Source organism: Zhongshania sp. (assembly GCF_041584495.1).
GTDB lineage: Bacteria > Pseudomonadota > Gammaproteobacteria > Pseudomonadales > Spongiibacteraceae > Spongiibacter.
Map to the genome: position 1 here is coordinate 35,403 of NZ_JBFHDY010000011.1, position 20,459 is coordinate 55,861.

Annotated in this window: 18 protein-coding genes; 4 read left to right on the plus strand and 14 right to left on the minus strand. The window is 50.2% G+C overall.

Features of this window, described 5'->3' with window-relative positions; translation table 11 throughout:
- Window positions 1–84: 84 nt before the first annotated feature.
- The 12 genes from htpG to sdhC all read right to left on the minus strand — a co-directional run bounded on the left by htpG (window position 85) and on the right by sdhC (window position 15,848).
- The gene (gene htpG, locus ABYP33_RS03710; protein WP_373088552.1) at window positions 85–1,989 is read right to left on the minus strand and encodes a molecular chaperone HtpG; all 1,905 of its coding nucleotides are present in this window, start codon (window positions 1,987–1,989) and stop codon (window positions 85–87) included.
- Between the two features lie 102 nt (window positions 1,990–2,091).
- Window positions 2,092–3,771, minus strand: coding sequence for an acyl-CoA dehydrogenase family protein (locus tag ABYP33_RS03715; RefSeq protein ID WP_373088555.1), 1,680 nt, complete (start codon window positions 3,769–3,771; stop codon window positions 2,092–2,094).
- Window positions 3,772–3,790: 19 nt separating this feature from the next.
- A complete protein-coding gene (locus tag ABYP33_RS03720; protein ID WP_373088557.1) occupies window positions 3,791–4,390 on the minus strand; it encodes a TetR/AcrR family transcriptional regulator in 600 nt (199 codons plus the stop codon).
- A 149-nt stretch (window positions 4,391–4,539) separates the two neighbouring features.
- Complete coding sequence (gene sucD, locus ABYP33_RS03725; protein ID WP_373088559.1) at window positions 4,540–5,412, minus strand: succinate--CoA ligase subunit alpha; 873 nt, start codon at window positions 5,410–5,412, stop codon at window positions 4,540–4,542.
- Window positions 5,412–6,578, minus strand: coding sequence for an ADP-forming succinate--CoA ligase subunit beta (sucC, locus tag ABYP33_RS03730; protein ID WP_373088561.1), 1,167 nt, complete (start codon window positions 6,576–6,578; stop codon window positions 5,412–5,414). The genes sucD and sucC overlap by 1 nt, the downstream gene beginning before the upstream one ends.
- 140 nt (window positions 6,579–6,718) lie before the next feature.
- Window positions 6,719–8,155: a dihydrolipoyl dehydrogenase gene (gene lpdA, locus ABYP33_RS03735; RefSeq protein ID WP_373088563.1), complete on the minus strand. Its 1,437-nt coding sequence runs from the start codon at window positions 8,153–8,155 to the stop codon at window positions 6,719–6,721.
- 87 nt (window positions 8,156–8,242) lie between these two features.
- Entirely contained in the window at window positions 8,243–9,439 is a 1,197-nt protein-coding gene (odhB, locus tag ABYP33_RS03740; RefSeq protein WP_373088565.1) for a 2-oxoglutarate dehydrogenase complex dihydrolipoyllysine-residue succinyltransferase, read from the minus strand.
- A 60-nt stretch (window positions 9,440–9,499) separates the two neighbouring features.
- Window positions 9,500–12,334, minus strand: a complete 2,835-nt coding sequence (locus ABYP33_RS03745; RefSeq protein ID WP_373088567.1) for a 2-oxoglutarate dehydrogenase E1 component — start codon at window positions 12,332–12,334, stop codon at window positions 9,500–9,502.
- 268 nt (window positions 12,335–12,602) lie between these two features.
- The gene (locus ABYP33_RS03750; protein WP_373088569.1) at window positions 12,603–13,319 is read right to left on the minus strand and encodes a succinate dehydrogenase iron-sulfur subunit; all 717 of its coding nucleotides are present in this window, start codon (window positions 13,317–13,319) and stop codon (window positions 12,603–12,605) included.
- A 16-nt stretch (window positions 13,320–13,335) separates the two neighbouring features.
- Entirely contained in the window at window positions 13,336–15,108 is a 1,773-nt protein-coding gene (gene sdhA / locus ABYP33_RS03755; RefSeq protein WP_373088571.1) for a succinate dehydrogenase flavoprotein subunit, read from the minus strand.
- 3 nt (window positions 15,109–15,111) lie between these two features.
- A complete protein-coding gene (gene sdhD, locus ABYP33_RS03760; RefSeq protein ID WP_373088573.1) occupies window positions 15,112–15,480 on the minus strand; it encodes a succinate dehydrogenase, hydrophobic membrane anchor protein in 369 nt (122 codons plus the stop codon).
- Entirely contained in the window at window positions 15,474–15,848 is a 375-nt protein-coding gene (gene sdhC / locus ABYP33_RS03765) for a succinate dehydrogenase, cytochrome b556 subunit (RefSeq protein WP_373088575.1), read from the minus strand. The genes sdhD and sdhC overlap by 7 nt, the downstream gene beginning before the upstream one ends.
- 521 nt (window positions 15,849–16,369) lie before the next feature.
- On the opposite strand from sdhC, the gene gltA reads away from it, so the two are divergent.
- A complete protein-coding gene (gltA, locus tag ABYP33_RS03770; RefSeq protein ID WP_373088577.1) occupies window positions 16,370–17,653 on the plus strand; it encodes a citrate synthase in 1,284 nt (427 codons plus the stop codon).
- 70 nt (window positions 17,654–17,723) lie between these two features.
- On the opposite strand, the gene ABYP33_RS03775 is transcribed toward gltA, so the two are convergent.
- Window positions 17,724–18,134, minus strand: coding sequence for a hypothetical protein (locus ABYP33_RS03775; RefSeq protein ID WP_373088579.1), 411 nt, complete (start codon window positions 18,132–18,134; stop codon window positions 17,724–17,726).
- 118 nt (window positions 18,135–18,252) lie between these two features.
- Here ABYP33_RS03775 and ABYP33_RS03780 point away from each other — a divergent pair, with 118 nt between their 5' ends.
- Window positions 18,253–19,026, plus strand: coding sequence for a glucose 1-dehydrogenase (locus ABYP33_RS03780; protein WP_373088581.1), 774 nt, complete (start codon window positions 18,253–18,255; stop codon window positions 19,024–19,026).
- Window positions 19,027–19,145: 119 nt separating this feature from the next.
- Entirely contained in the window at window positions 19,146–19,379 is a 234-nt protein-coding gene (locus ABYP33_RS03785) for a DUF2789 domain-containing protein (protein WP_008249921.1), read from the plus strand.
- Window positions 19,380–19,538: 159 nt separating this feature from the next.
- Here ABYP33_RS03785 and ABYP33_RS03790 read toward each other — a convergent pair whose 3' ends face one another.
- Window positions 19,539–19,925, minus strand: coding sequence for a hypothetical protein (locus tag ABYP33_RS03790; RefSeq protein WP_373088584.1), 387 nt, complete (start codon window positions 19,923–19,925; stop codon window positions 19,539–19,541).
- A 145-nt stretch (window positions 19,926–20,070) separates the two neighbouring features.
- On the opposite strand from ABYP33_RS03790, the gene ABYP33_RS03795 reads away from it, so the two are divergent.
- The coding region (locus tag ABYP33_RS03795; protein WP_373088586.1) for a molybdopterin-binding protein at window positions 20,071–20,459 on the plus strand (389 nt) is incomplete at its 3' end.

The following is a 20,459-nucleotide window of genomic DNA, read 5'->3' on the forward strand; positions in this document are numbered from 1 at the left end:
CCGCTAGTTATTATTAGAGAGTCTAGCATTGCAGCAATAGCCTCTAATACAAAAAAGGCGGCTTTCGCCGCCTTAATTCATAGTTTACGCACTTAATTCTAGCAGTAATTTATTGAGCTTATGTACATAGCCCGCCGGGTCATCCAGCTGAGCCCCCTCAGCCAAATGCGCTTGGTCAAAGAGAATGCCAACCAGATCGGCAAAGCGGTCTTCATCAGCCTCTTTGTCAAGTTTAAGTACCAGGGGATGCTCAGGATTGAGCTCAAAAACGGGCTTGCTTGGCGGCAGCGCCTGACCTGCAGCTTCTAACATTCTGCGCATTTGCGCGCCCATATCGTCTTCAGTAACCACCAAGCAGGCTGGCGACTCCGTTAAGCGGCTAGTCACCCGAACTTTTTCGACCTTATCAGTCAGTACAGTGTTTACCCGCTCAACTAAGTCCTTATGTGCCTCGGCAGATGCCTCGTGCGCCTTCTTCTCAGCTTCGTCTTCAAGGTCACCCAAGTCTAAATCACCGCGACCTACATCAAGGAAAGCTTTGCCGTCGAACTCAGCAAGGTGGTTCATCAACCAATCATCTACTCGCTCAGACAGTAACAAGACTTCAATGCCCTTCTTGCGGAATACTTCCAGATGAGGGCTACTAGAAGCGGTTTTGTGACTTTCGCCAACTACGTAATAAATCTTAGTTTGACCCTCTTTCATCCGGGCGACATAGTCTTCCAACGAATGGGTTTGCTCAGCTTTATTGTCGTGGGTTGTGGCAAAGCGCAGCAATTTGGCGATTTTTTCTTTATTGCTGAAATCTTCTGCGGGACCTTCTTTCATTACTTGACCAAAGGCTTTCCAGAACTGCTGGTACTTCTCAACATCACTTTTCGCAAGTTTGCTCAGCATATCTAGCACGCGCTTCGTTAAAGCACTTTTCATAGCATCAACAGCTGGGTCTTGCTGCAGAATTTCGCGGGATACATTCAAAGACAGGTCATTAGAGTCGATAACCCCTTTCACGAAACGCAGGTATAAGGGCAGGAATTGCTCAGCGTCGTCCATGATAAAGGTGCGCTGCACATAGAGTTTCAAACCCCGCGCCGCGTCGCGATTCCACAGATCCATCGGCGCTTGACCAGGAAGATACAGTAGGCTGGTGTATTCCAACTTACCTTCTACTTTATTGTGGCTCCAATGGAGGGCCGGACTAAAGTCGTGACTCACATGCTTGTAAAATGCCTGATACTCATCGTCAGTAACTTCACTACGCGAACGCGTCCACAAGGCGGTGGCACTGTTTACGGCTTCAAACTCGGCCACTTTCTGCTCTTCGCCTTCTTTAGCGGCAGGGACATTTTCTAGCATTTGCACGGGAATACTGATGTGGTCTGAATATTTCTTGATAATTGAGCGCACCCGCCAATCATCGGTGAATTCAGTATCTTCTTTGCGCAAATGCAGAATTACGGTGGTGCCACGATCAGCTTTTTCACATGACTCAATAGAGAAATCAGCTTCACCGGTAGATTCCCAGCGCACTGCGTCTGCAGCAGTTAAACCCGCGCGGCGAGTCAGCACTTCAACTCGCTCCGCAACGATAAAGGCCGAGTAGAAGCCAACACCGAACTGGCCAATCAACTGAGAATCCTTCTTGCCATCACCGCTGAGATTTTTCAAAAACTCGGCGGTACCGGAACGGGCGATGGTGCCCAAATTATTAATCACTTCCTCGCGGGACATACCAATACCGTTGTCGCTCAGGGTCAAGGTATTCGCTTCTTTGTCTAGAGTGATACGGATACGTAAGTCGGGGTCGTTTTCGTAGAGCGCGCCATCGGCAAGCGCTTCGTAACGTAGCTTGTCTGCGGCATCGGACGCATTAGAAATCAGCTCGCGAAGAAAAATTTCCTTATTGCTATACATAGAGTGAATCATTAACTGAAGCATTTGCTTGGCTTCAGTTTGAAAACCCAAAGTTTCTTTTTCTGCTGTTGACATTATTTCCACCTTTTAATACTAAATTAAGTATGTCCGCCGCTTAAGACGGACAGTGTTTGAAAGATGGGGGCTTCTAGATGATTTTCAAGAGTTCAGTACCACTTAATATTGCTCCGGTAGCACCCGTTCGAGTATCGCTCCTAGATTAAGGCCATCGGGAAGACAGCCATAAATGGCCTGTCGCCCCGCCAACCGCGAACGTATAAAGGCATCTGCCACAGCAGCCGGTGCATAGCGTACTAATAGCGATGCTTGCATGGTCAACGCAAGCTGTTCGACTAATTGCCGCGCCTGACAGGCTGGATCTCGCAACTTTTTAAACGCGTCCTGCAACATCTCTACGGCACGATCCAAGTCTGGGATAAGGCCTGCCGAGCCGGCCAGCTCCGCAAACCACTGCTCCAGCACGACAGGCGCTTTTGCAATAGCCCGCAGTACGTCAAGTGCCTGAATATTACCGGAACCTTCCCAAATGGCATTAATTGGCGCCTCCCGGTACAGCCGCGGCATAATGCAGTTTTCAATGACGCCATTACCACCCAAGCACTCCATTGCCTCGTAAGCGTGCCCTGGCGTACGTTTACAAATCCAAAACTTGCCAACTGCGGTGCCTAAGCGCATTAATAACTGCTCAGCGGGATCATCAGCATTGTCTAAGGCCCTTGCCATGCGCATCGTCAGCGCCAATGAGCCCTCGACCTCAAGCTGTAAATCCGCCAATACATTCTGCATTAACGGCTGATCAATCAGTCGCGCGCCAAAGGCTTGGCGATTGCGCGCGTGGTGTACGGCCTGCACCACCGCCTGACGCTGACCAGCGCAAGAGCCGACCATGCAATCGAAGCGAGTTAGCGCGACCATCTCAATGATCGCGGGAACGCCCCGGCCCTCTTCGCCAACCATCCAGCCATGTGCCTGACGCAGTTCAACTTCAGAAGAGGCATTAGCGACATTGCCCATTTTGTTCTTAAGTCGTTGTAAATACAGCCCATTTTTTTGACCATCTTCGCGCCAGCGCGGAACCAAAAAGCAACTTAGCCCGACATCTGTTTTTGCGAGCATCAAAAACGCATCACACATCGGCGCCGACAAAAACCATTTATGGCCATTTAACGAATAAAGCGCGCCGCTGCCACGACCACTGAGTGGCGCTGCCGATGTGGTATTGGCCTGAACATCGGAACCGCCCTGCTTCTCGGTCATGCCCATGCCAATGGTCACGGCGCGCTTTTCAAAATAGGGAATATTGTCAGGCTGATAGGCGTTTTCGAGAATATTAGGCAGCCACTTATCGGCAAGGCTCGGCGTCAACTTTAGCGTCGGGACCGAAGCGAAGGTCATGGTTAAAGGGCAGCCGTGACCAGCATCTATTTGCGATTGCATATAACTTAGCGCCGCGCGCTGAACGTGGGCGTGTTTGGCGCCCTTCCGCCACGGGCCAGAGTGAATCCCAGCACTTAAGGCCATATCCATTAACTGATGATAAGCGGGGTGAAACCGAACTAAATCCACCCGATGACCAAAGCGATCATGGGTGTCGAGCTGGGGCTTATTGTCGTTGGCTTCATAACCCCAGTTAATAACATCTGCGCGACCGCAGCGCTCGCCGTAGTCGCTAAGCAGGCCTTCGTTGATATTACCATTGGCCTTGAGGGCTTGCCGCAAAGGGAGATCACTGCCGTAAAGATTGTAATTTTCCAAGACCAGTGATTGATTAAAAACCTCGTGAGTATCCGCGGGGTTCACGGTATCAGCACCCGTACTAGAGTTGACCACTGGCATCTCTTACTCCTCCAAGATGTCAACATTGCGCGCCAACGGCGCGCAGGCAAAATAATCGCAACGCGGCTATCGTATCCGCATCGCAAGCTCGGTTACCCAGGGGCCCCAATAAGCTTTCCGCCATAGCGCCAACCAAGGCCGCCGCAGAAAGCCCCGCACTCTGAGGCGCAAATTCCCCATTTGCTATTCCCGCCTGAACCACAGCTTCAAACAAGGCTGTGTAGGTTTTTCTATACTGTAATCTAGCGAGGTCTACCGCGGGGTCTACCGGCTCAGCAATGAGCGCCCACGCCAATTTGGGTGCAGCAAAGGCGCGCACCGCAAATACTTCTGCCGCCGCAGCCAAACACGCGGCGGGACTGCCATTGCCATTCAACACCTCCCGAACGGCACTGACTTCTCGGCTCGTCGCGCGCTTAAACACTTCCGTCGCAAGCTCATCCTTACCGCTAAAATAGCGGTAGACTGTACCGACCCCGACCCCAGCTCCTTCGGCTACCGCCTGAATTGTTAAGGCGCCAAAACCGCCTTCTCGCACAAGGGTTTCAGCGGTATGCAATAAACCGGATTTTTGCGCTACTTTTCGCTGCCTAACTAAATCCGTTTCCCGATACGCCATGCCATTAACCTACCTTACACCAAACAAGTGAATCACAGTTCATTTTTTTAAACAAGCGCGCTCTTTAAATAATACGCATCACCACAAAGTGAATCACCAGAACGCAAAAAGGCGGCCGAAGCCGCCTTTTCTAACAACGCTTTAGGAACTTACCAACCGGTAACTTCTTTCAATGCCTTGCCAATGTCCGCCAATGAGCGAACTGTTTTAACGCCTGCGTCTTGCAGAGCGGCAAATTTCTCATCAGCAGTACCTTTACCGCCAGAGATGATTGCGCCAGCATGACCCATCCGCTTACCAGCAGGTGCAGTTACACCAGCAATGTAAGATACAACAGGCTTAGTTACGTTTGCCTTAATATAAGCAGCCGCTTCTTCTTCAGCAGAACCGCCAATCTCACCGATCATCACAATCGCTTCGGTCTTAGGATCTTTTTCGAACAGAGCAAGAATATCAATAAAGTTAGAACCTGGGATCGGGTCACCACCGATACCAACACAGGTAGACTGGCCAAAACCGTAGTCCGTAGTCTGCTTAACCGCTTCATACGTCAGGGTACCTGAACGTGACACGATGCCAACTTTACCTGGCAAATGAATGTGACCAGGCATAATACCGATCTTGCATTCGCCTGGGGTAATAACACCTGGGCAGTTAGGTCCGACTAGGCGAACGCCCATTTCGTCACACTTAACTTTACACTCAAGCATATCCATTACTGGGATGTGCTCAGTGATACATACGATCAGCTTGATACCGGAAGTAGCTGCTTCAAGGATAGAATCCTTACAGAATGCTGCCGGCACATAAATAACTGATGCGTCTGCGCCAGTTGCGTCAACCGCTTCTTTAACCGTGTTAAATACCGGCAGGCCAAGGTGCTCAGTGCCACCTTTACCTGGCGTTACACCACCAACCATCTGCGTGCCGTAAGCAATTGCTTGCTCAGAGTGAAACGTACCCTGACCGCCAGTGAAACCTTGACAGATTACCTTGGTGTTTTTGTCGATAAGAATAGACATTATTTGCCCCCTGCTGCTTTAACAGCTTGCTCAGCCGCGTCAGTTAGACTGGTTGCCGCGATGATATCAAGGCCAGAATCAGACAGCAGTTTAGAACCCAGCTCTGCATTGTTACCTTCTAAACGAACCACAACCGGTACAGTTACGCCCACTTCCTTGACTGCACCAATAATACCTTCGGCAATCAGGTCACAACGTACGATACCACCGAAGATGTTAACCAATACCGCTTTAACATTGGTGTCTTCGAGGATGATTTTGAAGGCTTCAGTAACGCGTTCTTTAGTTGCACCACCACCAACGTCAAGGAAGTTAGCAGGGAAACCGCCGTGCAGAGAAACGATGTCCATGGTACCCATGGCCAGACCAGCGCCGTTTACCATGCAACCAATGTTACCAGTAAGGGCAACATAGTTAAGATCCCATTCTGCCGCACGCGCCTCGCGCTCGTCTTCCTGTGAAGGATCATGCATTGCCTCCAATTCAGGGTGACGGTACATCGCGTTGGCATCAACAACCAGCTTGGCATCCAAGCAGTGCAGATTGCCTTCGCTAGTAATAACCAGTGGGTTGATTTCCATCAAGGCCAAATCTTTGTCTTGGAATAATTGTGCCAAACCCAAGAAAATCTTAACAAACTGCTTAACCTGTGTTGGGTTTAAACCCAACTGGAAAGCCAATTCACGACCTTGGTAGGGCTGTGCGCCAGTCATCGGGTCAATGATTGCTTTGAGAATCTTCTCTGGCGTCTCTTCTGCAACTTTCTCGATTTCAACACCACCTTCGGTAGATGCCATGAAAACGATACGACGTGATGAACGGTCTACAACGGCACCTAAGTACAGCTCTTGATCGATATCAGTGCAGGATTCAACCAGGATTTTTGACACTGGCTGACCGTGCTCATCGGTCTGATAGGTTACCAGGCTTTTGCCTAGCCACTTTTCAGCAAATGCCGCGATATCTTCTTTGCTGCTAACCAGCTTAACGCCGCCAGCTTTGCCTCGGCCACCGGCGTGAACCTGGGCTTTAACAACCCATTTATCACCGCCAATCTTATCCGCTGCAGCTGCAGCTTCTTCCGGGGTATCACAGGCATAACCTGTAGAAACAGGTAGCCCGTATTCGGCAAACAACTGCTTGCCTTGGTACTCGTGAAGGTTCATGTTGGAATTACCATCTCGGTCTGTGGAAGTGTTAAGCGAGTTAGATCCTGTCAGTGACTTGGCCCGCTCCCTCTGCACATTGCGATAACAACGCGAAATCGGGATGCGTATTTTCCCGAATTTCGCGCACTACCGCAAATCTATTTACGCTTCTTGCGATTTGGCATGTGTATAGCCTGCCCATTTACTGCCAAAGCAGCTTCATGAACAGCCTCAGAAAGGGTTGGATGACCAAATACGGTCAAACCAATATCTTCTGCTGAGGAGCCAAATTCCATAGCGATTACAACTTGTTGCACCAAGTCAGCAGCACTTGCGCCAATAATATGGCAGCCAAGAATGCGGTCGGTGTCTTCGTGGGCGAGCATTTTCACCATACCCGTCGTATCATTTGCGGCTACCGCACGGCCAATCGCAACAAAGGGGAAAGTACCCACTTTGTAGGGAATGCCATCGGCTTTGAGCTGTTCTTCAGTTTTACCGACACCCGCAATTTCTGGGTGGGTGTAAATAACGGAAGGAATACAGTCGTAATTCATCGCAATTTTGTGACCTGCTATGCGCTCGGCGACCATAACGCCCTCTTCCGAGCCTTTATGCGCCAACATTGGTCCGCGAACAACATCGCCTACAGCGTAAATACCAGCAGCATCAGTTTCACAGTAATCGTTAACAAAGATAAATCCACGCTCATCCAAGTTAACACCGCAATCAGCAGCTAATAAGCCAGTGCTTAAAGGCTTCCGACCAACGCAAACAATCAACTTATCGAAGATTTCAGTTTTCTCTTCGTCCTTGAATGTATAGCTAACCTCAACCTGCTTTTTAACGATTTTAGTGCCGGTAACCCGCGCACCTAAGCGAACGTCGAGGCCTTGCTTTTTGAAAACCTTGGCTGCCTCTTTCGCAATCTGACCATCCACCGCAGGCAAAAAACCTTCTAGCGCTTCCAGCAGCACCACTTCGCTGCCAAGTCTGGACCAAACACTCCCCAGCTCTAAGCCGATGACGCCTGCGCCAATAACGCCCAACTTGCCCGGCACTTCTTGGAATTCTAGCGCGCCGGTTGAATCTACAATAATATTTTGATCGACCGGTGCAGGCGGAATAGCGACCGGCACAGAGCCTGCGGCGATGATAATATTGTCAGCGTCTAAAACCGTAACGCTACCATCAGCAGCAGTCACTTCAACTTTTTTACCCGCCAATACTTTTCCGGCGCCTTCAATTGCCGTCACGCCATTAGCCTGAAATAAACCGCCAATACCACCGATCATCTGCGCGACGACGCCGTCTTTACGCTTGATCATGGCTGGTACATCAATTGCCACATCGCCAGTGCTAATACCGTGAACACCAAGAGCGTCTTTGGCCTCATGATACTTATAACTGCTATCCAGCAAGGCCTTAGAAGGAATGCAGCCTACGTTTAAACAAGTACCACCGAGGGCAAGTTTATCTTCTTTATTAAGATTTTTTTCAATACACGCGGTTTTTAAGCCCAGTTGAGCTGCGCGAATCGCGGCCACATAGCCCGCCGGACCGGAACCGATTACTACCACATCAAATTTTGACATTGTGTTGTCCTATTTCCTTTTTGTGCGGAAAGGCCGCATAGCGACGCTCCCGGCAATTAAACTGATTCAACCACGGTGCAGCGGGCTTTAGACTTCGAGCAAAATCCGAGCCGGATCTTCAATTAGGTCTTTGATCGCCACCAAAAACTGTACGGCGTCTTTACCATCAACCAAGCGGTGATCATAAGACAAAGCCAAGTGCATCATCGGCAGAATAACCACTGCGCCGTTCACCGCCATAGGGCGGTCTTGGATTTTATGCATGCCCAAAATTGCGGTTTGTGGCGGATTCAAAATTGGCGTAGACAGCAAGGAACCAAACACGCCGCCGTTAGTAATCGTGAACGTACCGCCAGTCATGTCTTCCATGCTAAGTTTGCCGTCCTTAGCACGCAGACCGTATTCACGAATTTTTTCTTCGATCTTGGCCATACTCATGTTTTCAGCATCGCGCAATACGGGAACAACCAAGCCTTTCTCCGTAGACACCGCCACACCAATGTCTTGAAAACCGTGGTAGACAACATCATCACCGTCGATTGACGCGTTCACAACGGGGAAGCGTTTCAATGCTTCGCAGGCAGCCTTAACAAAAAAGCCCATAAAACCTAAACGCGTGCCATTGTGCGACTTTTCAAACAAATCTTTGTACTGGCTACGCAAATCCATAACCGGCTTCATATTGACTTCATTAAAGGTCGTCAACATCGCGGTGGTATGGGTCGCTTCCAGAAGGCGCTCGGCAATCCGCTTGCGCAAACGAGTCATTGGCACCCGCTTTTCTACGCGCTCACCGGCAGGCACATCTACGGCAACGGGGGCCGAAGGCTCAGCGGCAGCTGCACTTGGCGCTGACGCCGCGGGCTTATGGTTCACCACATCTTCTTTGGTAATCACACCACCTTTACCTGTGCCAGTTACAGCTGCGGCATCAACCCCCTTCTCCTCAAGCATTTTACGTGCAGCCGGACTGATTTTTAAATTTCGCGCGCTGACCGCTGGCGCCGCTTCGGCCTCAGCAGGGGTGCTCGCCGCAGACGCGGCCCCACCCTCTTCAAAGGTGGCGACCATTTCGTCGCTCAGCACGGTTTCGCCTTCTGACTTCAGTATTTCTTTCAGCACACCGTCAGCCGGTGCAACAACTTCTAAGACCACTTTATCGGTTTCGATATCGACCAGAGGCTCATCACGCAGCACTGCTTCGCCTACCTGCTTATGCCATGTCGCAATAGAGCCATCGGCAACGGATTCTGGAAATGTTGGCGCTTTAATTTCAATGCTCATTATCTTTCCTGTCAATTAATATTGCTGTACGAGACAGTCTCTATAAGTGTGCAGACACGTTTAAAGTTTAAGTGCCTGAGTGATGAATTTTTCTTGTTGCGCCAAATGCAAAGCCATATAACCCGCCGCTGGCGACGCCGAAGGCTCACGGCCAACATAGCCCAACAAGAGGTTTTTCTCAGGCTTAAAGCTGCGAATAACCCGTGTCATACGATGGCGGCTGTTATACCAGGCGCCTTGGTTACGGGGCTCTTCTTGGCACCAAACGACCTTTTTCAAGTTCGGGTACTGCGCAATCGCATTACGCAAGTCGTCGTAAGGGAACGGATACACCTGCTCCAAGCGCACAATCGCAATAGAGTCCTTGCCATGCTCCCGGCGCGCGGCACGCAAATCGTAATACACCTTACCGCTGCACAATAACATGCGCGTGACCTTAGACTTATCAATGTCATCGGTCTCATCAATCACGTTTTGGAATTGACCAGTCGTTAATTCTTCCAGTGTCGACACAGCTTCTTTGTGCCGCAATAAACTCTTAGGCGACATAACCACCAAAGGGCGTCGCAATGGGCGAATTGCCTGGCGCCGCAACATATGAAAAACCTGCGCCGGTGTAGACGGCACGCAAACCTGAATATTGTGTTCTGCACACAACTGGAGGAAGCGCTCCAACCGCGCTGAAGAATGTTCAGGACCCTGACCTTCGTAGCCATGGGGCAGCAACATGGTTAAGCCACACAAACGGCCCCACTTGAGCTCACCACTACTAATAAATTGGTCAACGACAACTTGAGCACCGTTGGCAAAGTCACCAAACTGCGCCTCCCAAATAACCAGTGAGTCTGGCTGAGTAGTTGAATAACCATATTCAAAAGCAAGCACTGCTTCTTCGGACAGCAGCGAATCAAAAATCGAGAAGTTCGGTTGCTCGGTGCTCATGTTCTGCAGTGGCACATAGCGACCACCGTCATTTTGGCTATGCAGCACTGCATGGCGATGCGAGAAAGTACCACGCCCTACGTCTTGGCCTGTCAAACGTACCTTATGCCCCTGCTTAAGCAGGGTGCCATAGGCTAGAACTTCAGCAAAGCCCCAGTTAATATCCATTGCACCAACGGCCATTTTGCGACGGTCTTCGTATATCTTGGCCACCTGACGCTGTACCACAATACCCTCTGGGACCGCGTTCACCGCATCAGAAACTTCTTTCAGCACTTTTGCATCAATCGATGTATCGCCCGCCACATCCCAGGCGTGACCAAGATAAGGAGTCCAATCGACAAACATTTCTGAGTTGGGCTGCATCACCAGACTCTTTGCAACATGTTCGCCATTGTCTAGCGCCTGACGGTAATCGTCCGCCATTTTTTCCGCGAGGGCCTTATCTATAATGCCTTCGTCTAGCAGCTTATTTACATACAGCTCACGAGTTGTTTTCTGCTTGCTAATTTTACTGTACATCAGCGGCTGCGTACCGGATGGTTCATCCGCTTCGTTATGACCGCGACGACGGTAGCAAATCAAGTCCACAACCACATCTTTTTTAAATTCCTGGCGGTAATCGGCAGCCATTTGACTAACGAACAACACCGCTTCGGGATCATCCCCATTAACGTGGAAGATTGGCGCCTGTACCATTTTTGCCACATCGGTACAGTATTCTGTAGAGCGGGCATCTTCCTGTAGGCTGGTGGTAAACCCAACCTGGTTGTTGATAACAATATGCACGGTACCGCCAGTTTTATACGCGCGGGTCTGGGACATTTGGAAGGTTTCCATGACCACACCCTGACCGGCAAACGCCGCATCACCGTGCAATACAATCGGCACCACTTTGTCACCAATGGGGTCGTTGCGGCGATCTTGACGGGCGCGTACAGAGCCCTCTACTACCGGTGAAACAATTTCCAGATGGGAGGGGTTAAATGCCAGCGCCAAATGCACTTCGCCACCCGGTGTCATCACATTAGATGAAAAACCCTGATGATATTTCACGTCCGCGGAGCCTTGGTACTTAACTTTGCCTTCAAACTCGTCGAACAATTCCGCCGGGCTCTTACCGAGAATATTTACCAAAAGATTAAGGCGGCCACGGTGCGCCATACCAATGACGATCTCTTTGGCGCCATAAGCACCTGCGCGCTGGATCATCGCATCCATCATTGGAATTAAGCTTTCACCACCCTCCAAACCGAAACGTTTAGTACCAGGATACTTAGAACCCAAGGACTTTTCCAAGCCCTCTGCAGCGGTCAGCCGCTCCAACAAATGGGTGAGGGTCTCGAGCCCGTATTGCGGCTGCGAGCGAACACTCTCCATACGCTGCTGGATCCACGTACGTTCACGGGTATCCACAATATGCATGAATTCCGTGCCCACCGAGCGGCAATAAGTTGCCCGCAAGGAGTCGTAAATTTCTCGCAGCGTGGCCTGATCTTTACCAATGTAAAGACTACCGGTTTGAAACACGGTATCAAAATCGGCTTCACTCAACTGGTGATACTGCAATTCAAGATCTGGGACTCGGGGCCGCTGCCAGAGTCCCAGAGGATCTAATTGGGCTTCCTGATGACCGCGCTGACGATAGGCGCTGACCAACTGAATAACCCTAACCTGCTTGCGTTCGTGGTCACTAACTTCGTTATTGACTGCGCCATTGTAGCGAACAGGGGTCTTTGCTAATTGCGCAAAATGATCGCGAACTGGCGAATGAGGGATATCGTGAGTTGTGTTTTCACTAACACGGGGTAATTGTTGAAAATAGCTACGCCATTCATCAGAAACAGCGTTTGGATCAGTGAGGAAGGCTTCATACAACTCTTCTACGTAAGTCGCATTTCCGCCGGATATATGGGAGCTTTTCCAGAGTAGCTCCATCGAATTTTTCTGCATTCCTGTCCACCTAGTAGCAAGGGAAGTGGCAGTCCGAATGATCATTGCCCGATAAGGCCCTTGTCATCCTGTGAAGTCCTACAGCGTTAAGTGTACGCCGTAGAACCGACTCGCACCACAGGGAACGTCCCTTCCCTCTTAATACGCTTTTTAGCTCGTAAAGTGCCGGTAAGCACCGAGTTGTATTGTTCTAGCGCCGTTCGTGAACAGCGCTTGAGGACTTACATTTCGCAGAGTTTTATACCCGGCCGAGGCCGGGGGGGAATACTTAAGATGCTCTGCTTAGCAACATATTCCGAATGTGACCAATTGCCTTTGTTGGATTCAAACCCTTAGGACAAACGTTCACACAGTTCTGAATACCATGACAGCGGAACACACTGAATGGATCATCCAGATCACTCAGGCGCTCTTCTGTTGCGGTGTCACGGCTGTCCGCTAAAAAGCGGTAGGCCTGCAGCAAACCGCTGGGCCCGATAAAACGATCTGGGTTCCACCAAAATGACGGGCAAGCGGTTGAGCAGCAGGCGCACAGAATGCACTCATATAAACCGTCAAGCTTGGCGCGCTCCTCTGGTGACTGCAGACGCTCAATAGCGGGCGCTGGCGTGTCATTCAGTAAGAAGGGCTTAATCTTTTCATATTGCTTATAGAAAAGACTCATATCGATAACCAGGTCGCGAATAACAGGCAGACCTGGCAGCGGGCGCAAAACCAGCTTATTGCCGCCTTTGCCATTTTTCAGGGCTTCGGAAATTGGCGTAACGCAGGCCAAACCGTTTTTGCCGTTGATATTCATACCGTCTGAACCACACACGCCTTCACGGCATGAGCGGCGGTAAGCCAGCGACGGGTCGCTGCCTTTTAGCAGTTCAAGAACATCCAATACCATGAGGTCTTTGCCGCCGGTATCCAGTTCGACTTCTTGCATGTACGGTTCCTGATCGGCTTCAGGATTGTAACGATAGAGACTGACTTTCAACATGTTCGTTTCCCCTGAATCAGTACGTACGAATTTTTGGTGCAAACGCTTCGCGGGTCTTCGGCGTGAAGTTAACCGCACGCTTACCTACCCGCTTCTCGCTGGGGAAGTAAACTGAGTGGCACAGCCAGTTTTCGTCGTCGCGCTCAGTGAAGTCTTCACGAGCATGAGCACCACGGCTTTCAGTACGCGCTTCGGCAGCAATCGCCGTTGCTTCAGCCACTTCAAACAAGTTATGCAGCTCAAGTGCCTCAATACGCGCTGTATTGTAGGCATTGCTCTTGTCTTCCAAGTGCGCGTTATCGATACGAACCCGCAGCTCGGCCAGCTTTTTGATGCCTTCTTGCATAAAGTCACCACGACGGAATACGCCGAAATGATTCTGCATGATGGTCTGCAGCTCAGTGCGCAGTGCGGAAATGCTTTCGCCACCAGTGGTATTATTGATCTTATTCAAGCGGCTCATCGCGCGCTCAATATCAGCCTCGGAAGCATCACGCATTTCAACGCCTTCACGCAGACTCTTCTCGATAAACAAGCCAGCAGAGCGCCCAAACACCACGAGATCCAGCAGTGAATTACCGCCCAAACGGTTAGCGCCGTGTACCGATACACAGGCTACTTCACCACAGGCAAACAAACCGGGGATGACGGTGTCGTTGCCTTCTGCATCAACTGTCAATGCCTGACCGTTAACATTGGTGGGAATACCACCCATCATGTAATGGCAAGTCGGCACAACTGGAACCGGCTCTTTTACTGGATCGGCGTGAGCGAATGTACGTGACAATTCGCAAATACCGGGCAAACGGCTCTCAAGAACCTCTTCACCAAGGTGATCCAGTTTCAGATAAACGTGATCGCCATTGGGGCCACAGCCGCGACCTTCAAGAATTTCCAAGGTCATTGAGCGGGCAACAACGTCGCGGCCGGCTAAATCTTTGGCGTTTGGCGCGTAGCGTTCCATGAAACGCTCGCCGTCTTTATTGACAAGGTAACCGCCCTCACCACGACAGCCTTCAGTAACAAGTACACCTGCGCCGGCAATACCGGTGGGGTGGAACTGCCACATTTCAATATCTTGCACTGGGAAGCCAGCGCGCAGCGCCATGCCAACGCCGTCGCCGGTGTTGATGTGCGCATTGGTAGTAGAAGCATAAATACGACCAGCACCACCCGTGGCAAATACAGTCGCTTTCGACTTAACGTACACGACTTCGCCAGTTTCAATACAAATGGCGATTACACCAACGACTTCGCCGTCTTCGTTTTTCACCAAATCAGTGGCGTACCACTCATTGAAAAACACGGTATTGTTTTTCAGATTACCCTGATAAAGGGTGTGCAACAGCGCGTGACCAGTGCGGTCGGCAGCAGCACAGGTGCGAGCGGCCTGACCGCCCTCACCAAAATTCTTAGACTGACCACCAAATGGACGCTGATAAATACGACCTTCTTCGGTACGCGAGAACGGCATACCCATGTGATCCAGTTCGTAAACTGCTTCTGGACCAACCTGACACATGTATTCAATGGCTTCCTGATCACCGATGTAATCAGAGCCTTTAACGGTGTCATACATATGCCACTGCCACTGATCCTGGGGGTCAGAGCTGGCAATTGCACAGGTTATGCCACCCTGAGCAGACACAGTATGTGAACGCGTAGGAAATACTTTAGAGATTACTGCTGTTTTATAGCCTGACTGCGCCAACTGCAGTGCCGCGCGCATACCTGCACCGCCACCGCCAACAATCACACCATCAAAAGAAATTGTACGAATATTAGCCATTGCTTAACTCCAAAGAATCTGGATGCCCCAAACGAGGTAGGTGAACAACACAACAGCCGACACTGCCTGAAATGCCAAGCGTAAAACCGTCGCTCGCCCACCCATTAGTCGCTCTGTTAAATAGTCGGTCGATACCGACCACAAACCAATCCATGCATGAGACACAATGGACAAAACTGCTGCGGTACTAAACACACGCATAAAAGTGCTATCAAAATAGCCACTCCACTGCTCGTAGCTTAAATCAGCGCCACTGCAAAGCAGGTAAAAACCAACCACCAGCATATAAGCCAGCAATACAACACCACTAACACGTTGCACCAACCAGTCGGCTAAACCGTTGCGACCCAAATTCGTTACTGAATTTACCATATCCACAACCCCGCAAGTACAACCAACACTGCGGTGACAGCCAGCACTAATTTCGCACCAGTTTCGCCACCTTCCATCGTTTCACCAATACCGGCATCCATCACTAAATGCTTAACACCCGCCGCCGAGTGATAGCTCAACCCAACCAACACAATCCAAAGGCTCAACTTACCCCAGAACGAAGCCAAACAAGCTTTCGCTTGTTCAAAGCCCTCAGGACCGTCAAGACTGGTGCCAAGCAACCAAAACAGCAGGGCAACGCCAGCCACAAGAAAAACACCACTCACGCGGTGCAAGATAGAGGTATATGCGGTAATCGGCAGTGCGATTGTCCCGACATCCAGATTTACAGGTCGTTTATCGTTCACGGTTTGCCACACTTTTAATTTCTGGCTCGAATTCTCAAGCGGTTTAAAGGAAGTGGATCAATAAATCTCCGAATCTCATATTCGGCTGAGTTTCCGTATGTGCAAGGCAGTTATAAACCCCACAAGAAACGCCGCGCATTATAGGGCCAAGCCCGAGCAATTACAAACTCTCACAAACACCCGCCAGGCCCAGCAAAAAACTCCAATATCAAGGGCTTAAGACACCATTTCGCACCATTATGGCGCCATAAGAGGTCTTTCCGGGATGTAATTGCGCACAAAAAAAGGAGCAAGCAAGCATCCAGTCGCGAAAATCACCAATTCAAATCACAAATACAATTCCATCTACAACAATTGCACGTTAAAATGTTCTCACCGTTGACAAAAGATTTCATCTCTCTATATTTGTCACTCCCGCGTAAGCGGACCTTCCAATGTTACATTCACGCAATACCATGCAGAATGCTAGACATAGGAAGCTAACGCCACAAGCTAGCTAAAAGTTACAGGAGCCCGTCACAATGAGCGACAAGAAAGCAAGTCTGAGTATCGATGGTAAAACACTGGACCTTAAAGTCCACTCTGGCACCATCGGCCCCGACGTCATCGAAGTCAGCGCCCTGACGGGCAATGGTTACTTTACCTACGACCCCGGTTTTGTCTCTACCGCAGCCTGCGAGTCTAAAATCACCTATATCGATGGTGATAAAGGCATTCTTCTGCACGGCGGTTACCCCATTGAGCAACTGGCAGAACAGTCTGACTACCTAGAGACCTGCTTTCTATTGCTGTACGGCGAGTTACCAAATGCCGTTCAGAAAGAAGCGTTTTTCAATAAAGTCCGCATGCACACCATGGTCAACGACCAGATGAGCACCTTTTTCAAAGGCTTCCGTCGCGATGCCCACCCCATGGCGATCATGTGTGGCGTCGTTGGCGCACTGTCTGCGTTCTACCACGACTCACTCGACATCACTGATGAGAAGCACCGCGAAATTTCTGCCATTCGCTTGATTGCTAAAATGCCAACCTTGGCGGCCATGACTTACAAATACACCATTGGTCAGCCTTTCATGTACCCGCAGAACCACCTGAGTTATTCAGAAAACTTCCTGCACATGATGTTCGGCAATCCCTGCGAGCCAAGCAATGTAAACCCCATACTCGCCAAGGCGATGGATAAAATATTCCTTTTGCATGCCGACCACGAGCAAAACGCATCCACCTCTACAGTGCGCCTCGCTGGCTCAACTGGTGCCAATCCTTTTGCCTGTATTTCTGCAGGTATCGCTGCACTGTGGGGTCCCTCCCACGGCGGCGCCAACGAAGCCGTACTGGATATGCTCAACGAAATTGGCGATGCCTCGCGCATTGACGAGTTCGTGGCAAGAGCCAAAGACAAAGACGACCCATTCCGCCTAATGGGCTTTGGTCACCGCGTTTACAAAAACTTTGACCCTCGCGCCAAGGTAATGAAAGTGGCCGCTGACGAAGTGTTGGCTGAACTTGGCCTAGAAAATAACCCATTACTGAAAATTGCTAAACGCTTAGAGCAAATTGCCCTGGAAGATGAGTACTTCATTGAAAGAAAACTCTATCCAAACGTCGATTTCTACTCAGGCATTATTCTCAAGGCAATTGGCATCCCCACTAGCATGTTCACTGTAATCTTTGCACTGGGCCGCACCCCAGGCTGGATCGCACACTGGAATGAAATGATCAGCGGTAGCTACCGCATAGGTCGTCCACGCCAGCTGTATACCGGCCCAGCCCAGCGTGATTTTGTCAGCCTAGAAAAGCGTTAAGCGAAATAGAAGCAATAAAAAGGTCGCCTAGGCGACCTTTTTATTGCTTAAAATTCGGTAGCACACGCTTTTAACGGGTTTTATACTCAAAACCGACTTCGGCGCCGTTAACACTGTCCGCAAAACTACTGAAGGAATACTCCGACACAGCAGCCTCTTTTATCAGCAGCTTAGATTTGACCTTGAGTCGAGCCTCTTCACGCCTAGCGCCCGCATTAAACCACTCCCCAACGCGATAGCGGTTTCGCGCACCGTCGCCCCAACTATCTTGAATAACAGTTCCAGCTGCTCTCGGCAAACTCAGATCCAAAACAGGAATAGGCACAGCTGCACTCCCACGTGGCGACGGTGACTCTTTCGCTAACACTGCCCCTTCTTCAACAATCTGCTTGCGCGCTAGCGGCACGACACTCTGGACAGGCTCCCGAGCCTGGCAGGCTGTTAATACATGACACAAACCGACGATTACGACCAAACGCATTAATTACCCCCAAAAAATTACTCTCACTAGCGCCGCATCGTCCACTTGGAGCATGGCTTGCTAAAAGAACCACCGCTAAAGTGGGCGCCTTGTTTACTTGAAATTAGATACCAAAATCATGAAAAGACTCACTGACAAAGTTGCCATTATTACCGGTGCAGCGCGCGGTATGGGCGCAGTGACCGCTAAACTTTTTATTGAGCACGGCGCCAGCGTCATTATCGCCGACATTCTTGATGATGCGGGTGCGCAACTCGCTCAGGAGCTTGGCAATAACGCGCATTATGTTCACGCAGACGTATCTAATGAAGACGACTGGGCACGCCTAAGCCGTGCGGCTGAAGCCATCGGCCCACTAACAACTGTCGTTAACAATGCTGGAATTCTCCATATCGCCGCAATTAAAGACTCCAACGCGGCCGATTATATGCGGGTAATCCAAATTAATCAGCTAGGTACATACCTCGGTATTCAGGCGGCGATTGAACCAATGAAGCGCGCCGGAGGCGGGTCTATTATCAATATTTCGTCTATCGACGGCCTTCAAGCAAAGAATGGTTTATCCGCTTATGTATCGAGTAAATGGGCGGTGCGGGGCATGAGCAAATCCGCAGCCCTCGAGCTAGGCCCTTATAATATCCGCGTCAACACTGTACACCCCGGCGGGGTCTTTACCGCAATGCATGGTGCCGAGGGAAAAACTGCGCCCACCGCCGACGACAATGCCTTTTATGCCAATCACGCACTCCCCCGTGTCGGCCTCCCGATAGAAGTCGCCAACACCACGCTGTTTTTAGCCTCAGACGACAGCAGCTATTCAACAGGAGCAGAATTTATTGTTGATGGCGGCTGGAGCGCAGGCATGCGCTTAGATCTTTTACCCAGTTCCTAAGTTATTTCTTTTAAGGGCGGCTAACTATTCTCACCGCGCTTGCCGACAAATACTGGAAAGCTAGCGCGGGGTCTTCTATATTGGACATAGCAACACCGCGCCCACCTATGGAGGACATGATGGAAACCGAACTACACACAATGAATATGCTTTTCCAGCAGCTCGGCCTGCCTGACAGCGACGAAGAAGTAGAGCGATTCATTGTACGGCACCGCCCACTTCCCAGAGGGTTGATGATTCATGAAGCCAGTTTTTGGAAGCCCGCACAGGCAAAGTTACTGAAGGAGTCCATTGACCTCGACGCCGAATGGGCTGAAATAGTCGATGAGCTTGATGCCCGCCTACGCTACTAGGTGACAAACCGTCGTTAAAAAGGCTCGACACGAACAAGGCTATTAGCGGGCGCTTTCGTCTCATCCAATATGCGCAATCTTCGGATAAGACAGTCACTTAAAGCGTTGTTCGTAGCGACAAATTATATATTTATGCTGCACCACACCATTGGCAGCATCCTATAGTGGCTCATTGCCATTTGGCGCCGACGACGGATCAGCTTCAGACTCAGTACCCCCACCGGTATTTCCGGCCGGTTTATCAAACCCCTTCTTAGCGCGTTGTAGCTCTTTTTCTACCGTATCAATCATTGCCGACCAGCCCTGAATCAAGGCGTCGTTGGCATTTCCAATCAAGCCACCAATAGACGACTGCTCTAACTTCTCGAGTTTATCCCGTGCCAGCTGAACCCGATCATCAACACTGTCTACCCGAGTCGACAACAACACCAACTGGGCGTTCATCGTCTCTCGGTAAGTCTTGGCATCTAGGTATTGCCACACCTCAAAAACCAACAACACAAGAACGATGCATCCAGCAAGAATCTCCCCTGATGACAACTTCATGCCCTTCCTCCTAGGATAATAACGACTATCATTAGAGCATAGGCCCAAAAAACATTACTATGCTATCAATGACTAAACGGCTTACTCCACTAACTATACCGCTTAGCGCCGACGTTAAACAACGATCAAAATGGATGTGAATTGAATGAAGCTAAACCTGCTCCTCACCGGCAATGAGCTGATGGCCGGCGATATTATAGATTCCAACTCCGCAATGCTCGCTGAACAAATTAAAGATTTTGGCTGGCGCATTAACAAAAAAGTAACGGTCGGCGATGAACTAAGCATTCTATGTGATGAAATCGATCAGCTCTGCACAGGTGCAGACGTCCTTATAATTAATGGGGGGCTTGGCCCTACCATTGACGACCTCACTGCTGTCGCCCTAGCCAAGGTCACCAACACGGCCATTGCTGAACACCCAGAAGCACTAAACCACCTAACAGCATGGTGCACATTAAGAGGCTTCGCCCTAAATGCATCTAATCACAAACAAGCGATGTTACCGCAGGGCTGTGAGATTATTGCCAATGC

Coding starts and splice junctions, on each gene's coding strand:
- ABYP33_RS03720 (WP_373088557.1), bottom strand. CDS start 4,390: ATGGCGTATCGGGAAACGGATTTAGTTAGGCAGCGAAAAGTAGCGCAA.
- odhB (WP_373088565.1), bottom strand. CDS start 9,439: ATGAGCATTGAAATTAAAGCGCCAACATTTCCAGAATCCGTTGCCGAT.
- sucD (WP_373088559.1), bottom strand. CDS start 5,412: ATGTCTATTCTTATCGACAAAAACACCAAGGTAATCTGTCAAGGTTTC.
- gltA (WP_373088577.1), top strand. CDS start 16,370: ATGAGCGACAAGAAAGCAAGTCTGAGTATCGATGGTAAAACACTGGAC.
- ABYP33_RS03785 (WP_008249921.1), top strand. CDS start 19,146: ATGGAAACCGAACTACACACAATGAATATGCTTTTCCAGCAGCTCGGC.
- sdhA (WP_373088571.1), bottom strand. CDS start 15,108: ATGGCTAATATTCGTACAATTTCTTTTGATGGTGTGATTGTTGGCGGT.
- htpG (WP_373088552.1), bottom strand. CDS start 1,989: ATGTCAACAGCAGAAAAAGAAACTTTGGGTTTTCAAACTGAAGCCAAG.
- ABYP33_RS03790 (WP_373088584.1), bottom strand. CDS start 19,925: ATGAAGTTGTCATCAGGGGAGATTCTTGCTGGATGCATCGTTCTTGTG.
- ABYP33_RS03745 (WP_373088567.1), bottom strand. CDS start 12,334: ATGCAGAAAAATTCGATGGAGCTACTCTGGAAAAGCTCCCATATATCC.
- lpdA (WP_373088563.1), bottom strand. CDS start 8,155: ATGTCAAAATTTGATGTGGTAGTAATCGGTTCCGGTCCGGCGGGCTAT.
- sucC (WP_373088561.1), bottom strand. CDS start 6,578: ATGAACCTTCACGAGTACCAAGGCAAGCAGTTGTTTGCCGAATACGGG.
- ABYP33_RS03780 (WP_373088581.1), top strand. CDS start 18,253: ATGAAAAGACTCACTGACAAAGTTGCCATTATTACCGGTGCAGCGCGC.
- ABYP33_RS03750 (WP_373088569.1), bottom strand. CDS start 13,319: ATGTTGAAAGTCAGTCTCTATCGTTACAATCCTGAAGCCGATCAGGAA.
- sdhD (WP_373088573.1), bottom strand. CDS start 15,480: ATGGTAAATTCAGTAACGAATTTGGGTCGCAACGGTTTAGCCGACTGG.
- ABYP33_RS03775 (WP_373088579.1), bottom strand. CDS start 18,134: ATGCGTTTGGTCGTAATCGTCGGTTTGTGTCATGTATTAACAGCCTGC.
- ABYP33_RS03715 (WP_373088555.1), bottom strand. CDS start 3,771: ATGCCAGTGGTCAACTCTAGTACGGGTGCTGATACCGTGAACCCCGCG.